The organism is Photobacterium sp. GJ3 (genome assembly GCF_018199995.1).
GTDB lineage: Bacteria > Pseudomonadota > Gammaproteobacteria > Enterobacterales > Vibrionaceae > Photobacterium.
The window spans coordinates 1,245,696-1,262,233 of sequence record NZ_CP073579.1 but is presented as its reverse complement, the minus strand read 5'-3'; the positions used below and the strand labels follow the sequence as shown (position 1 = coordinate 1,262,233).

General features: G+C 50.9%; 7 protein-coding genes and 2 pseudogenes. 5 read left to right on the top strand and 4 right to left on the bottom strand.

Annotated elements, in window-relative coordinates; translation table 11 throughout:
- Positions 1–140 precede the first annotated feature (140 nt).
- From KDD30_RS22425 to KDD30_RS22405, 5 genes are all read left to right on the top strand, one after another.
- On the top strand, positions 141–521 hold the full coding sequence (locus KDD30_RS22425; RefSeq protein WP_211650792.1) for an STAS/SEC14 domain-containing protein: 381 nt from the start codon (positions 141–143) through the stop codon (positions 519–521).
- Positions 522–641: 120 nt separating this feature from the next.
- Positions 642–1,352: an outer membrane beta-barrel protein gene (locus KDD30_RS22420; protein ID WP_211650791.1), complete on the top strand. Its 711-nt coding sequence runs from the start codon at positions 642–644 to the stop codon at positions 1,350–1,352.
- A 105-nt stretch (positions 1,353–1,457) separates the two neighbouring features.
- Complete coding sequence (locus KDD30_RS22415) at positions 1,458–2,336, top strand: 6-carboxytetrahydropterin synthase (RefSeq protein ID WP_211650790.1); 879 nt, start codon at positions 1,458–1,460, stop codon at positions 2,334–2,336.
- Positions 2,337–3,461: 1,125 nt separating this feature from the next.
- The gene (locus tag KDD30_RS22410) at positions 3,462–4,802 is read left to right on the top strand and encodes an IS4 family transposase (protein WP_211645381.1); all 1,341 of its coding nucleotides are present in this window, start codon (positions 3,462–3,464) and stop codon (positions 4,800–4,802) included.
- Between the two features lie 1,451 nt (positions 4,803–6,253).
- Positions 6,254–7,594 carry an IS4 family transposase gene (locus KDD30_RS22405; protein WP_211645381.1) on the top strand — a complete coding sequence of 447 codons (1,341 nt, stop codon included), beginning with the start codon at positions 6,254–6,256 and terminating at the stop codon, positions 7,592–7,594.
- A 114-nt stretch (positions 7,595–7,708) separates the two neighbouring features.
- Here the strand turns inward: KDD30_RS22405 and lhgO are convergent.
- The 4 genes and pseudogenes from lhgO to KDD30_RS22385 all read right to left on the bottom strand — a co-directional run bounded on the left by lhgO (position 7,709) and on the right by KDD30_RS22385 (position 16,405).
- Positions 7,709–8,940 (bottom strand): annotated as a pseudogene (gene lhgO, locus KDD30_RS22400) (L-2-hydroxyglutarate oxidase).
- Positions 8,937–11,098: pseudogene (locus tag KDD30_RS22395) on the bottom strand (TRAP transporter permease). The pseudogenes lhgO and KDD30_RS22395 overlap by 4 nt, the downstream one beginning before the upstream one ends.
- Before the next feature lie 71 nt (positions 11,099–11,169).
- Positions 11,170–12,183, bottom strand: a complete 1,014-nt coding sequence (locus KDD30_RS22390; RefSeq protein ID WP_211650789.1) for a TAXI family TRAP transporter solute-binding subunit — start codon at positions 12,181–12,183, stop codon at positions 11,170–11,172.
- A gap of 460 nt (positions 12,184–12,643) precedes the next feature.
- Positions 12,644–16,405 carry a discoidin domain-containing protein gene (locus tag KDD30_RS22385; protein WP_211650788.1) on the bottom strand — a complete coding sequence of 1,254 codons (3,762 nt, stop codon included), beginning with the start codon at positions 16,403–16,405 and terminating at the stop codon, positions 12,644–12,646.
- Positions 16,406–16,538 lie beyond the last annotated feature (133 nt).

Below are 16,538 nucleotides of genomic sequence, written 5' to 3'. Positions count from 1 at the left end.
CTCGTTCACTTTGAAATCACCGGGCACGGGTGCCCGGTGTTCGTATTCTCCCCCAAAATGCAGGATAGCCACTACACTTATCCTGAAATGTCTGAAAGTTCAGGTTTTCTTTCCCCTCGGTTCGGCAATGGGAGGCCGCGATGCACACCACGCATGGTTTATTATTTGAAGTGGACAGAGATGGTGATTATTTCTTCATGGAGCTGAAAGCCGTCGGCAAACTGACCCATGAAGATTACGAGCAGATTACCCCGTTGATTGATGACGCACTGGCGGAGGTCGAGCATCCAATCGTCAATATATATTTTGACGGCTCAGAATTCGAAGGCTGGGAATTACAGGCCGCCTGGGATGATCTGAAACTTGGCCTCAAGCACGGAAAGAAATTCCGGCGTATCGCTGTCTATGGCAATCAGAAATGGATGGATGTGATGGCAAAAGTTGGCAGCTGGTTTATTTCCGGTGAAGTTCGTCGGTTCGACACGCCATTCGATGCGCTGGCATGGCTGCGGGAAGCGTGACCCCTGTCCCCAAGTTCCCTGTTTTGCATGGTTTTTTGCTCGTCTGACTTTGAGGGACTTGCTATGATTCGGCCATGCCGGAATTCTCACCCGGCAAGCCGTCAATTCAGGGAGGCCACTTTGCCGTTTCGAACTTTATCTTCTTTTGTGTGTGCATCTGGCGTCGTACTGGGTGCGATGAGCAGTGCAGGGGTTTCCGCTGCCGACAATCAGACAGCAGCACAAAACGCAGCGCCGGTATCGGCAGACATCAGTGTTCCGAAAGAAGCGGGGCGCTACTATGTCGGATTACGCGGTGGACTCAGCCTGATGGGGATGGATGATACGGCAACCGTATCGGGCACTGCAGAGTCTTCTCAGGATCCGGATGTCAATGGTTACTTCGGTCTGGACTTTGGCTATTACACCCCTGAGGGCCGCAGCCGGGTGTATTACAGTTTTGAAAGACATGAAAGTGACAGTGATTTCAAAAATTCCGGTCTGAGCTACCCCAATATTGCCAACCTCAACCTGCTAGCGACCGATTATTTCTTCCTGCATGGTCAGGATTTTTCCCCTTATGTTGGCCTGCACTTTGGCTATGCCAGCGTAAAGTCAGATTCTGATTATCGGGGCGATTACAGTGTGAGTGGTTTCATTTTCGGTTTACAGACCGGACTGGCCTGGCGCGTGTCGACAGATATTACGCTGGAAGCCGGGTTCCGTCACAGCATGCTGCCGAGTAAACTTCAAAACTGGCAAGGACAGGATGAGCAGGGGAACTCAGTCCAGTTTCAATCTCAGCAACGTGGGGTGAGTTCGTTATTCCTGGCGGCAAATTACCGGTATTGAGGCGAAGTGTTGTTTGCGTCAGACGCGTGGCGTCTGGCATCTTGAGGCGACTTGGGTATAATGCCCAGCTTTGAAAACGACTATCATTTCTTGAAGGACGCCAGCGTGAAGCTATTTGTCAGAGATCTCACCGTAATTGATGCCTCATACCTGTGCCCGACCCGTGGCATGGTCGGCGACAGCTGGATACTGGATGTGGTGATGTCGGGCGAGCTGAATGAAATGAGCATGGTGCTGGATTTCGGTCGCGTGAAAAAGCAGATCAAACATTTGGTCGATGCCTATGTTGATCACCGCCTGCTGGTGCCTGTGAAACACGCAGCGATCAAAGTGGCTGCGACAACACCGGATTATGCCACGGTTGATGTACTGCGGGGTGACAAGAGCATTCATCTGCATTGTCCGGAAGAAGCGTATTGTCTGGTCGATGCAGAAACGATCACCATTGAAACCGTGACGCAGCATCTGTACACCGTTCTGGAAGGGAAATTACCCGACAATGTGCAGGGACTGGAGCTGGTGCTGCGCCATGAGCAGATTGATGGCGCTTTCTATCATTACAGCCATGGCCTGAAAAAGCATGACGGAAACTGCCAGCGGATTGCACATGGTCACCGCTCTCCGATTGAGTTGCTGGTGGACGGTCAGCGCGATACGATGCTAGAAGCCAAGTGGGCTGAACGCTGGACCGATATCTATCTGGGCACGCTGGAAGATCAGGTTCAGATCGGCGATTTGAATCTGAGTGAACATGCGACAGTCGTTTCAGACGAGACGCATTATGCTTTCCGCTACACCGCGCCTCAGGGGCTGTTTGAGCTGGCGATTGCCAAAAGCGAAACCGACATGATTGATACGGACACCACCATTGAACTGCTGGCTCATTTCATTGCGGCTCAGGTCAAACCCATGATCGGTCCATCGCAACAATTGGATGTCATTGCCTATGAAGGCGTTGGCAAAGGCGCGATGGCCAGTTTGTAATTTCGGTTGCCAAGTTCGGCATTCCCGCGCATTTCCCCCACATTGAAAATACTTCATTTCGTCATTCACGACTCTCTCCCGTCATTCCCGCGCAGGCGGGAATCCATAGAGCGCCGGGCTATAAACTCACGAAAATCATCCTTGAACAGATAAAATCACAGCAAAGTTCAGCCATTCTGAAGAATCGTTTACAGCACCCAGATGAGGCTCAGGCGCATCAACGTCACTGGATTCCCGCCTGCGCGGGAATGACAAGGTTTGGCATTTTCTCACGCGGGGAAGGTTTTAATTTCTCAGCGTGCTGAGCATGGTTCATAGAAAATTCACAGCCACAACAAATACACTCAAATTTTCTATTCCCGCGCATTTCCACCCACATTGAAAATACTTCATTTCGTCATTCCCGATTCTCCCCCGTCATTCCCGCGCAGGCGGGAATCCATAAAGCGCCGGGCTAAAAACACACGAAGTTCATCCTTGAACAGATAAAATCGCAGCAAAGTTCAGTCATTCTGAATAATTGTTCACAGCGCCCAGATGAGGCTCAGGCGCATCAACGTCACTGGATTCCCGCCTGCGCGGGAATGACAAGGTTTGGCATTTTCTCACGTGGGGAAGGTTTTAATTTCTCAGCGTGATGAGCATGGTTCATAGAAGATTCACGACACAACAAATACACTCAAATTTTCTATTCCCGCGCAGGCGGGAATCCATAGAGCGCCGGGCTATAAACTCACGAAAATCATCCTTGAGCAGATAAAATCACAGCAAAGTTCAGCCATTCTGAATAATTGTTCACAGCGCCCGGATGAGGCTCAGACGCATCAACGTCACTGGATTCCCGCCTGCGCGGGAATGACAAGGTTTGGCATTTTCTCACGCGGGGAAGGTTTTAATTTCTCAGCGTGCTGAGCATGGTTCATAGAAAATTCACAGCCACAACAAATACACTCAAATTTTCTACTCCCTCGCATTTCCATCCACATTGAAAATACTTCATTTCGTCATTCCCGACTCTCCCCCGTCATTCCCGCGCAGGCGCAATGCTGATCGTTTAAGGAAAATTAAGGACTTGAACGATCCTTAATTTCGAGCAAACTATCGGTTCAACTGAAAGGAGCCTGTATGTTTGCTGCTGAATTAGAAGACTTTTCTTCAAGCTACCCACTCAAGAATGATTATTTAGAGGTGTTAAATGCTCACTTGCCCTTTGAGTGGGTCAACAATGCCTTGAGCATGACATCTCATGCTACGGTCAGGCGTCGCAAAATTCAGCCGCAAGATATCCTCAGGCTCGTGATTGGAATGTCTTTGCTTAGGCAAGAGTCTATCCATACGGTCGCTGAGCAATTAGCTTTAAATTCCAAACAGTTAGATAATGCACTGCTGTCTGCTAAAAGCTCATTAACTGAGGCTCGTAAAAGGTTGGGCGTCGAGCCCATTCAGTGGCTCTTTCATCAAAGCGCCAGTCACTGGTCAGAACAAGTTGAGGTCGATAAATGGGAAGGTCTCAGAGTTTATGCCATTGATGGTACCCAATTCCGTGTAGAAGATACGCCAGAATGCCGAGAGCATTTTGGCTCTGCAAACACGGCTTCCGAGTACCAGTCCGGCTATCCAGTAATGCAGTTGACCTGCTTAATGGATACCGCTTCGCGGTTGATCCTTAAAGCAGCAGCCGGACCTTATCGAGAGGCTGAAATCACGCAAGCATCACAGTTGGTGGATGATATCGACGATCACTCAGTCCTGCTGATGGATAAGCTCTATCATAGTGCTGAGTTGCTTCATCATATTGAAAGTCGAGGTCATGATCGCCACTGGGTGACACCATTGAAGAAAGACATCAACTTTGAAATCGTGGATAAATACACGGATAACGACTGGTTGGTGAAACGAAAGCTAAGCCCCCATGCGCGTAAACAGTCACCATCATTACCGCAAGAGTGGCACTTTCGGGTCATCCGCTATCAATTTGAAGGCTTCCCGGAACGCTTTCTCGCGACATCGTTACCGAAAAGTCAGTATGATGCCGCTAAAATTATCGAACTCTATCATCAGCGTTGGGAAATTGAACTAGGATATCGTGAAATTAAATGCACGATGCTCCGCAAAGCCATTGCCTTAAGAAGTAAGAAAATTACTTTGGTCTACCAGGAATTATACGGGCTGTTACTTGCTTATAATTTGATCCGTTACGAAATGGCTCTAGCGGCAAAGGAGGCGAAAGTTAGCCCTCTAAGAATCAGCTTTAAACTCGGTTTTAAGGTCGTTTTGTATGATTATACAGCGATATGCCAGACGAAAAACTTACAGTCGATACCAGCACGACTCAAAGATTTAACGGATACTCTGAAAGATCTGATTCTCCCCAAGCCAGACCGCCCAAATTATGAAAGGGCGGTCAAGATGAGGCCGAATAAATATCCGTTAAAAAGCAACAGAAAAAAGAAGGAATCCTCTTAACCGAACAGCATTGCGCGCAGGCGGGAATCCATAAATCGCCGGGCTAAAAACACACGAAGTTCATCCTTGAACAGATAAAACCACAGCAAGGTTCAGCCATTCTGAAGAATCGTTTACAGCGCCCAGATGAGGCTCAGGCGCATCAACGTCACTGGATTCCCGCCTGCGCGGGAATGACAAGGTTTGGCATTTTCTCACGCGGGGAAGGTTTTAATTTCTCAGCGTGCTGAGCATGGTTCATAGAAAATTCACAGCCACAACAAATACACTCAAATTTTCTATTCCCGCGCATTTCCACCCACATTGAAAATACTTCATTTCGTCATTCCCGATTCTCCCCCGTCATTCCCGCGCAGGCGGGAATCCATAAAGCGCCGGGCTAAAAACACACGAAGTTCATCCTTGAACAGATAAAATCGCAGCAAAGTTCAGTCATTCTGAATAATTGTTCACAGCGCCCAGATGAGGCTCAGGCGCATCAACGTCACTGGATTCCCGCCTGCGCGGGAATGACAAGGTTTGGCATTTTCTCACGTGGGGAAGGTTTTAATTTCTCAGCGTGCTGAGCATGGTTCATAGAAAATTCACAGCCACAACAAATACACTCAAATTTTCTACTCCCTCGCATTTCCATCCACATTGAAAATACTTCATTTCGTCATTCCCGACTCTCCCCCGTCATTCCCGCGCAGGCGGGAATCCATAAAGCGCCGGGCTAAAAACACACGAAGTTCATCCTTGAACAGATAAAACCACAGCAAAGTTCAGCCATTCTGAAGAATCGTTTACAGCACCCAGATGAGGCTCAGGCGCATCAACGTCACTGGATTCCCGCCTGCGCGGGAATGACAAGGTTTGGCATTTTCTCACGTGGGGAAGGTTTTAATTTCTCAGCGTGCTGAGCATGGTTCATAGAAAATTCACAGCCACAACAAATACACTCAAATTTTCTACTCCCTCGCATTTCCATCCACATTGAAAATACTTCATTTCGTCATTCCCGACTCTCCCCCGTCATTCCCGCGCAGGCGGGAATCCATAAAGCGCCGGGCTAAAAACACACGAAGTTCATCCTTGAACAGATAAAACCACAGCAAAGTTCAGCCATTCTGAAGAATCGTTTACAGCACCCAGATGAGGCTCAGGCGCATCAACGTCACTGGATTCCCGCCTGCGCGGGAATGACAAGGTTTGGCATTTTCTCACGTGGGGAAGGTTTTAATTTTTCAGCGTGCTGAGCATGGTTCATAGAAAATTCACAGCCACAACAAATACACTCAAATTTTCTATTCCCTCGCATTTCCATCCACATTGAAAATACTTCATTTCGTCATTCCCGACTCTCCCCCGTCATTCCCGCGCAGGCGCAATGCTGATCGTTTAAGGAAAATTAAGGACTTGAACGATCCTTAATTTCGAGCAAACTATCGGTTCAACTGAAAGGAGCCTGTATGTTTGCTGCTGAATTAGAAGACTTTTCTTCAAGCTACCCACTCAAGAATGATTATTTAGAGGTGTTAAATGCTCACTTGCCCTTTGAGTGGGTCAACAATGCCTTGAGCATGACATCTCATGCTACGGTCAGGCGTCGCAAAATTCAGCCGCAAGATATCCTCAGGCTCGTGATTGGAATGTCTTTGCTTAGGCAAGAGTCTATCCATACGGTCGCTGAGCAATTAGCTTTAAATTCCAAACAGTTAGATAATGCACTGCTGTCTGCTAAAAGCTCATTAACTGAGGCTCGTAAAAGGTTGGGCGTCGAGCCCATTCAGTGGCTCTTTCATCAAAGCGCCAGTCACTGGTCAGAACAAGTTGAGGTCGATAAATGGGAAGGTCTCAGAGTTTATGCCATTGATGGTACCCAATTCCGTGTAGAAGATACGCCAGAATGCCGAGAGCATTTTGGCTCTGCAAACACGGCTTCCGAGTACCAGTCCGGCTATCCAGTAATGCAGTTGACCTGCTTAATGGATACCGCTTCGCGGTTGATCCTTAAAGCAGCAGCCGGACCTTATCGAGAGGCTGAAATCACGCAAGCATCACAGTTGGTGGATGATATCGACGATCACTCAGTCCTGCTGATGGATAAGCTCTATCATAGTGCTGAGTTGCTTCATCATATTGAAAGTCGAGGTCATGATCGCCACTGGGTGACACCATTGAAGAAAGACATCAACTTTGAAATCGTGGATAAATACACGGATAACGACTGGTTGGTGAAACGAAAGCTAAGCCCCCATGCGCGTAAACAGTCACCATCATTACCGCAAGAGTGGCACTTTCGGGTCATCCGCTATCAATTTGAAGGCTTCCCGGAACGCTTTCTCGCGACATCGTTACCGAAAAGTCAGTATGATGCCGCTAAAATTATCGAACTCTATCATCAGCGTTGGGAAATTGAACTAGGATATCGTGAAATTAAATGCACGATGCTCCGCAAAGCCATTGCCTTAAGAAGTAAGAAAATTACTTTGGTCTACCAGGAATTATACGGGCTGTTACTTGCTTATAATTTGATCCGTTACGAAATGGCTCTAGCGGCAAAGGAGGCGAAAGTTAGCCCTCTAAGAATCAGCTTTAAACTCGGTTTTAAGGTCGTTTTGTATGATTATACAGCGATATGCCAGACGAAAAACTTACAGTCGATACCAGCACGACTCAAAGATTTAACGGATACTCTGAAAGATCTGATTCTCCCCAAGCCAGACCGCCCAAATTATGAAAGGGCGGTCAAGATGAGGCCGAATAAATATCCGTTAAAAAGCAACAGAAAAAAGAAGGAATCCTCTTAACCGAACAGCATTGCGCGCAGGCGGGAATCCATAAAGCGCCGGGCTAAAAACACACGAAGTTCATCCTTGAACAGATAAAATCACAGCAAGGTTCAGCCATTCTGAAGAATCCACTTATTCATTATACTGCTGTGCCGCAATTTTATCGCAGATATAATCCGCGATGGGCATAGCGGAAGTTGCAGCAGGTGACGGGGCATTACAGACATGTAAGCTGCGCGGGCTGCTTGCGAACAGAAAATCATGCACTAACGTTCCGTCTTTCAGGACGGCTTGCGCCCGGACACCTGCCGGATAAGGTTCAAGATCTGCCAGCGTCAGGCTTGGACAATATTTCTGGACCCGCTTCAGATAGCCAGCCTTCCACCATGCATCCCGCAGTTCCATCATGCCGGTTTTCAAATGTTTCGCGGTGACCTGCCAAAAGCCGGGGAAAGTCAGCATCTCCAGACTGTCTTTCCAACTGAAATTGATCCGGCCATAGCCTTCTCGCTTCCAGCCCTGAACGGCATTGGGGCCGACCGTCACGGAGCCGTCAATCATGCGGGTCAGATGAACCCCGAGAAAGGGTAAGTCGGGATCCGGAATCGGATAAATCAGGTGGTTCACAATCCCGTTGTGCCGGGCAGGCAGCCGGTAATACTCCCCGCGATAAGGAATAATCTGAAAGTCAGTTTTCAGATCAAGCATCTGCGTCAGTCTGTCGGCCATCAGGCCGCCACAGCACACCAGAAATTTCCCGCTGACGGAAAAGGGACGGAGTTCTGTAGGCTCCCGTTGCTGGCATTGCACCCGGATTTCCTGTTCGGTTTCTGTCAGGCCAGTCACGAGGGTATGCAGAGCAATTTGTCCCCCTGTTGCTGGAACGATTGCGCCATCGCTTCGGTGACTAAACAATAATCCACAATACTGGTTGCAGGGACAAAAATAGCACCCAGACCTGTGATATTGGGTTCGCGTTCGCGGAGTTGTGCTTGATCCAGTTGTTCGGCTTCAATGCCATTTGCTGCGCACCGTTCGAATAAGGCGGCCATCCGGCTGAGTTCCACCGCGTTAGTCGCCACCAGAAGTTTGCCGCAGTTCTCAACCGGAATCTGATGCTGCTGACAAAAGGCCAGCGTGCGCTCCACGCCAGCTTTGCAGAATTGCGCTTTCAGGCTGCCGGGCTGGTAATAAACGCCTGCGTGGATCACGCCGCTGTTGTGGCCGGTCTGATGGCGGGCAAGGGCTGACTCTTTCTCAATCAGCAGGATGTTTTGATCCGGATAACGACGCTGAAGTTCACACGCTGTGGCTACACCGACGATTCCCCCGCCGATCACCAGAAAATCGTACTGTTCTGTCATGGAAATGCCTCTTGGTGTTTCTGCCGATCGGTGCGATGTTTCCGGCCCGAGAGTATAAACAGCAACAGAAAGATGAGTGTGGCAAGTAGGCGCCACCACCAGTCCAGATCCGGCCAGAGCAGCACCACAGAGACGATGGCCAGCACGATTCGGCACAGTGGATTCAGATGCCCCTCCAGATAGCCTTCAATGGTGGCCACCAGCGCGTAAGTGCCGATGATCGCAAAACCGCCGATGAGCAAAACTTCTCCCCAGTCATGGCTGATCAAAGCGGTATAAGCGAGAAGCAGCGGCACCAGATACAGACCCTTGGCGATTTTCCATGCCATGAGGCCGGTGCGCATCGGTGGTGTACCGGCAATAGTTGCCGCCGCAAAGGCCGTCAGACACACCGGCGGGGTGACATTGCTGTCCTGCGACAGCCAGAAAATGATCAAATGAGCGGACAGAAGCGCCAGTGTGATGGCGCCGGCGCCAAGGCTTTGTTCCAGCAGGGTTGCTTTGAAATCGGCGGGCACCAGTGCCAGCAGAGACAAGGCTTGATCAGGCGACATCGGCTGATTCAGTGCCGCCAGCTGATCTGGTGCTGCCAGCATGAAAATCGCTTTGGCCTGTTCCGGTAACTGGCCTTGGACCAGCAAATCGACGAGCTGACTTTCTGCAATCAGCTGGTAGAGCGCCGGAGCAGATAAAGTGCCCAGAACAATGTAAGCAGCGGTTACAGGCAGGCCCATTCCGAGGATCAGAGAAGCCAGTGCAATCAGCAGCAACATCACCATCAGATTGCCGCCTGACCAGTCGTTGATCATCAGTGAGAAGGTGTTGCCAATGCCTGTGGTGCTGATGACATTAATCACCAGGCCAATGCCCACCAGCAATACCGCCGTGGTCGCCATATTTCTGCCGCCCAGCGAGAGGGCTTCGATGATGGCTTTGGGTCCCATTTTATTGGGAGAAATCCAGGAAGCGACAATCACCGACAGGATTGAAATGCCTGCGGCATAGGTTGGCGTGAATCCTTTCACCAGCAAAACGACCAGTACGGCAATGGGAATCAGGTTGTGCCAGCCACTGAGCAGCACTTTGAGAAAGGGCTGGCTCTCGCTTTCAACTTTGTGGACGCCACTGCGTTTGGCTTCAATGCGGACAAAAAAAGCAACCGACAAAAAATAGATCAGAGCGGGGACGACAGACACAGCCACGATGTCGACATAAGGCACTTGCGTGTACGAGGCCATGATAAATGCCCCGGCGCCCATCACCGGGGCATGAGTTGTCCGCCGGTGGAGGCCGCTGCTTCAACACCGGCAGCAAACCGGGCCGGAAACCCGGCTTTGCGCATCATCGGGATGGTGATGACGCCCGTGGACACTGTATTGGCAACACTGGAGCCAGACACAGACCCCATTAATCCCGACCCCAGAACAGCAATGAAACCGGGGCCGCCGATGATCTTTCCGGCGGCAGCTTTGGAAAGATCAATGATGAAATCGCCCACGCCGGAACGGACCAGAAAAGCGCCGAACAGGATGAACATGAAGACATAGCTCCAACTGATCCGGGCGATTGGGCCGAACATGCCGTCGGCACTGTAAAAGCTGCGGTAGAGCAGGGTTTCCATGCTGAGGCCGGGAAACTGGAACATGCCGGGCACCCACTTCCCCCAGAACACCACGTAGGTCAGACAGATCACAATCAGGACCGGAATAAACAGGCCGATGGTCCGTCGAATCAGCTCCAGTACAATTGCAATGGCGAGCAGAGAAAAGAACCAGTCGCTGGCGACAAATTTGACCCCCCGGGCGTAGAGCGCATCTTCTGCAAAAGGAATGTAGATCAGGCAGGCCAGCGCTGCGAACGCAATCAGCAAATCGCCCGCTAAAGCAATCTTGCTGTGTTTCAGGCTGGCGTGAGCGGGATACAGCAAAGCACAAATCACGGCGAAACCAGCAAAGTGAGTGGCTGAAATCCAGAGTTCCGGCAGCGTTGACAGGGTGTTAAACCATATGTGGATGACAGACAGAGCCACGGCAAAAAAAGTAACGAAGTGAGTCAGCCAGGGAAATTCGGTGCGCGTGGTCAGTTCGAATTGCTGGAGGGCTTCCGGTTTGGCCTGTTCAGGTGGCTGCTCAGGCGAAGGATTGGCATGTTGAGTCATCCTGTACTCTCAAAAAGATTGGGTATTCGGCAAACAAACGAACCAGCCCGTTCAGGGCTGGCCGACAACAGTTATTTGGCAATTAACCGTTGGGGAATTTCAATGCCAATTTCTCGGTAGTATTTGGCTGCGCCGGGATGGAGTGGGATCGGCAGGCCTGCAATGGCTTTTTCAATGGCCATCGCTTTTGTTGCCGCATGGATGCTGTTCAGGAAAGACAGGTTTTCGTAGACGGTTTTGGTCAGCAGATAGACATCCTGCTCTGAAATATCATCACGGACGGCCAGAAAGTTCGGTTGTGCAATGGTACGAATTTCTTTTTTCTGGCCCGGATAGGTTTCTGCCGGAATGGTATAGGGGGTCCACAAGTCGTAATTCTGATTGGCTTTTTTCACCTGCTCGTCGGTAAACGACAATACGGTAATTTTATCTCCCAGCGCGGCATAAGCTCGGGTTACCGCACTCACAGGGACACCGGCTGGCGTGTTCATCCCATCCACGGTTCCATTTTGCATGGCATCCGCACTGGCACCATACCCCAGATAAGCCAGATTGAAGCTGTCGGGATCGACGCCCAGTCCTTTCATGATCTGACGTCCCGAGCCTTCCGTTCCGGAGTTTTTGCTGCCAATGGAGAATTTCTTACCCTTGAGATTTGCCAGATCGTCGACCGTACCGGTTTTCGCCAGATCAGCGCGTACCACAAAATGCTCCACGTTCTGCCACAGCATGGTCACGGAGCGCAGCTTTTCCTGACGACCGCTGCTGGCAAACTGGCCTTCACCATTCCAGGCCCAGGCACCGTATAAGCCCTGCAATATGGCAAACTGGGCTTCATTTTCATTCATCAGTTTTACGTTTTCACTCGACCCTGCAGAACTGATGGCCGACAGTGAAAAGCTGTGCGCTGGTTCGAGTTTGACCTTACTGAGGGTCGCCAGTGCGACACCCACCGGGTAGTAAGTGCCACCGGTTGAAGCGGTGGCAAGAATATAATTTCGGTTATCTGCAGCCTGTGCGCCTGTCGAGAGGCAAACACTGAGCGCCGCGGAAGCAAGAAGCGATGAGAGCGTGCGTTTAAACATCCTGTAAAACTCCTGAAATCAGCATACAGGCACAAGAAACTGCCGTGCCGGAAATGGGATGAATACCAATCGCAGTTAATCACTGGTCATCCTAGCTTGTTCAAATGCTCGATCACTGCGTTAGATTTTTTGATTGTAGAATGACGACTTATCTAAAAAATCTGCCTTGTTCTCAAACATTTTTCCTGCGCTATTTCTGAATATTGACTGACTTTGATTAGTATAAGATATTGAATTCCCTGATCAATCATAGCTAATCCTAATCAATCCGCTGTTTTTCGTGCTTATTGATTCTTTGCTTTGTGAAGCGGATCAGCCTGTAGTGACCAAAATGCGGCATCTGTGGTGACGGAAGCAGGGCGGTGATCAAGGAAAAACAGATCTTTTTGTGGATGGGATTCCGGGGTCATCAAACACCGGCACACGTCATCGGGTGCCGGTGTGGGCTTTCATCGTGTGGTTATTTTACTTGGGTGCCGAACACGTCAAATTCTGCGGCCGACACAAAATCGCCGACGCCGGACAAGGCTTCAAATTTCAGATACCTTGCTTCTGTTGCCCTGAAGCTGAGGCGCTGAACCTCGTCGAGGCGTTCAAAGCGGCCGCTGGCAACCTGCGTCCAGTGCTGATTGTCCGTCGACAGCCACAGGCGGTAATCGCCAATTGTGCCATTACCGGCACCCGCCCGAGCCAGATAGCTGAATCCAGAGACATTGAAGTAGCCGCCCAGATCGATCACAAATTGCTGGGGGGCTTTTTCCGAAGCATTCACCGGGGACCAGGGGGAGTGGTACAGGGTGGACGGATCGCCGTCAAATGCCTTTTCAATCCCCTGATTGGGCTGGTACTTGGGTTTTAGGACATAACTGATCAACGACTTGTCGAATTCATTGAAAGTCGCACTTTCTGGCCCGGTGATCCGGAGATTTGCCCAGTTCACGCAATCCCCCTGCGGATGACCGTCATCGTCTCCGGTGCGCAGTTCAAGTTTCCGGACGCCGAATAAATCCAGATCCGGTTTCACGACGGTCGGGCCATCCAGTCGATATTCCCAGGCTTTATAGCCGTCGGTATAAATACTGGCGAGCACGGTGTTCCCGTCCATCTTACAGCTGTCATCAATCCCGACATCGGCATTCAGCCGTTGCCAGGTTCCGTCCAGACTGAACTGAATGGATGACGGTGCTTCTGTACCTAAACCCGAAGTGAAACTCAGCCCGTTCATGAGCATGGGAGCGCCGGTTACCGCAGCATCCTGAACGACATTGCCGCTGATCGTCGCCTGCTGCGCGGTCAGGGGCAGGGTGTGCTGCGGGGCCTGAACCTTGGTGGCGATAACATCAAATTCTCGTGCCGACACAAAATCGCCGGTGCCTGACAGTGCCTCGAATTTCAGATAACTGGCTTCGCGTGCGGCAAAGTGGGCAATTTTCAGGTCAGCACTGACGGGCCAACTGCCTTCAGCGACCGGCTGGCCCCAGTGACCATGACTGCTGGACAGATACAGCCGATACTGAGTGATGGTCCCGTTTCCGGCATCGATCCGGGGCAGATAAGTGAAACCGCTGACCAGAAAGTTGTCCCCCAGGTGCAGCACGAAGTCCTGTGGTGCTTTTTCGGAAGGATCAGACGGCCACCAGGGCGTGTGATACACCGTTTCCGTGTCACCATCCAGTGCGTGACTGAAAGGCTCATTCGGATGTTCTGCTGGTTTTTTCAGTATGTTGACATTGGCTTTATCGAAGTCGGTGGCATAAGCCGGCTCAGGATAAGCCGGGGTTTCCGGGATGGCGGCATTTTCATCCATATCCAGTGTGAATTGCTGGAACTGGCTGACTGCGCGATGCGGCACTTTGAGATGCACAATGCCGTACCGATCTGTGGCATCAAAGAACCAGCCGGAAGCAGCCTGATCAAACTCAGCCCGATTCTGATGTCGGGTCAGCGTATTGTGACCATCGCTGACTGTCAGTGGCGCCAGCAGCGAATGCACCTTCAGATGATAGCTGCGCTGCGTGACTTCACCGGTATAAGCGCCATGAAGGGTTGCAGGGTCGATCTGAATTGTGATGTCGCCCGGCGTGCCAGTGTGTGGTGCCGTGACCCGGATCTCCGTTTCTGCGTAGGCATTGTGTTCCTGATATGCCCGGCTTTCGCCGTCATCTTCATATAGTGTGAAGGCGGACTCACCACTTGGATAAATGTCGATAATCAGGTGATCTTTGGGCTGCAGCGCATCCGAGCGAGCGGCTGTGTACATCGGAATGATGGCACCGGCACGCACCAGTACCGGGATCCGGTCAATGGTTATGGGATAATGGGGCAGGACCTGCCCGCCCGCAGGGACGACAGTCCGGGTGCCGTCCCAGAAATCTATCCAGGTGCCTTCCGGCAGATACAAATCCTGATACCAGCCATTGTTTTTGGACATCGGTTCGTACACTGGCGCCACCAGCAACGATTCCCCATACATGTACTGGTATTTGAAAGATTCGTCTTTCAGTCGGGGATCATCCGGAAATTCCCAGGTCATCGCCCGGACAATTGGCGCGCCGGTTCGGTCGGCTTCATAGGCGTAGTTGTATAAATATGGCATCAGCTGTGATTTCAACATCAGATATTGCCGGTTGATATCCCTGTAGCTCTGGCCGTTCAGTGTTTCGTCATGCCACCAGGCATGTTTGCGCTCACGGCTGTCCCAGCCGGACATGGCAATCAGTACCGGTGTGAAGGCTTTAAATTGCAGATCCCGGGTATAGGTTTCGGCGCCATGGCCGAAGATGCCGTTCACATCTGAAGAGGCGTAGGCCTGACCGGATAATCCGGAGCCGATAAAGGTTGGAATGTGCCAGCGGATATAGTCCCAGCTCGCGGCCTGATCGCCGGTCCAGGTAACGGCATATCGCTGAGTGCCGGCCCAGCCCATGACGGTCCAGACAAAACCACGGGTGTCAGCGTTATTGACTAACCCCTGATGCGCATCCTGATTGGCCGCCAGTGAATAGAGTTTCCCCGGCCCCGTCCACGCGACATCCAGTTTGTAGACCCGGACTCCTGCCTGGACTTCCTGAGCAATCTGATCCAATGATTTTTGGGTCCATAAGCCGGTTTTGATCCCCAGATTGTCCAGGTTGTTCACCACGCCCTGTAAATTTGAATAGTCACAACCGTAGCCGTCGTTCGGCAGAATCCAGCCCACGGGCATGTCATGGGTTTTGTAAGGCACGGCGACCTGATTGACGACATCCATGGTCGTGCCCGGTGCGGTTGGCCAGCCGGGGGGATAACTCCCTTTTTTGTTTTCGTAACAATCTGCATCCCCCAGATAGTAGGCCCAGCGCGGCAGCAGGTGCGGGCGTCCGGTCAGGCCGGTATACTGCTTGAGCAATTCCGGCAGGGTCTCCCCGACAAAATAGTAAGCATCAAAGCGGTCTTCGTTATAGCTGGACACTGTCCGGTCGATAGCCCGGAAGTCATGAGCGCCATTTCGCCACGTGTTGTGGACAACGCCATACCCTTTATCAGACATAAAAAAGGGGGCCGGACTGGGGCGGTCAAACTCTTCCCAGCCGCCGGAATAAGAGGCTTTCAGTATTTTTCCGTTAAATTCGAATGCGCCGTTTTGCTGGCCACCACCATAGAAATGCTCGCTGGTGTCGCTGGATAATGTCTGAACGGTTTTGATGTTGTCCCGGTTCAGTTTCAATTCTGATTGATCAAAATGATTCGTGGCTGTCCCCAGTTCAATGGGGGTAAGCTCGCGCCACAACTGGGTCTGGTTATCGGCCTGATACAAAGCAAACGTCAGTGGCGCCGGGTAAATCCGAAGCGCGAGCTGGTTGGTGGAGAGCAGGACATAGTCACCCATATCGGTGACAGAGACGTTGACGGCACCCTGATCATGGCCGGTGATGATCTGGGGTAATGCAGCCCGGTCGAAGTCCGGTTGGTTACATTGAAAATTGCTGCACTGATCGCGCAGGGCATCTGCTTTTTCATCGCGGAACTGTCCGTCTTCACTGAACTGAACCCGAAAAGCCCCTGTATTCACGAAATGAATGCGTCCGCGGACACCATCCAGTGTTGAGAAACTGACGGTTTGTCCCTGCTGATTGATCGAGTGAGAATCCAGTTGACCGAGCGGTGCTGCCCAGACATAACTGCTGAGACAGCAGCTGATCGTTGTTGCAAGGGCGAGTTGCCGCAAACCTGTGGTTTTCATGTTGCACTCCTTCCTTTCATTGTCTTTTGTTTGTTGTTGGGTTGTAACTAAAATGAAAATGATACGTGAAAGGAAATGAAATGACGCATGTCAGATCACAAAAGAAACAAAATGAAACTTGTTTGTGTGTTTT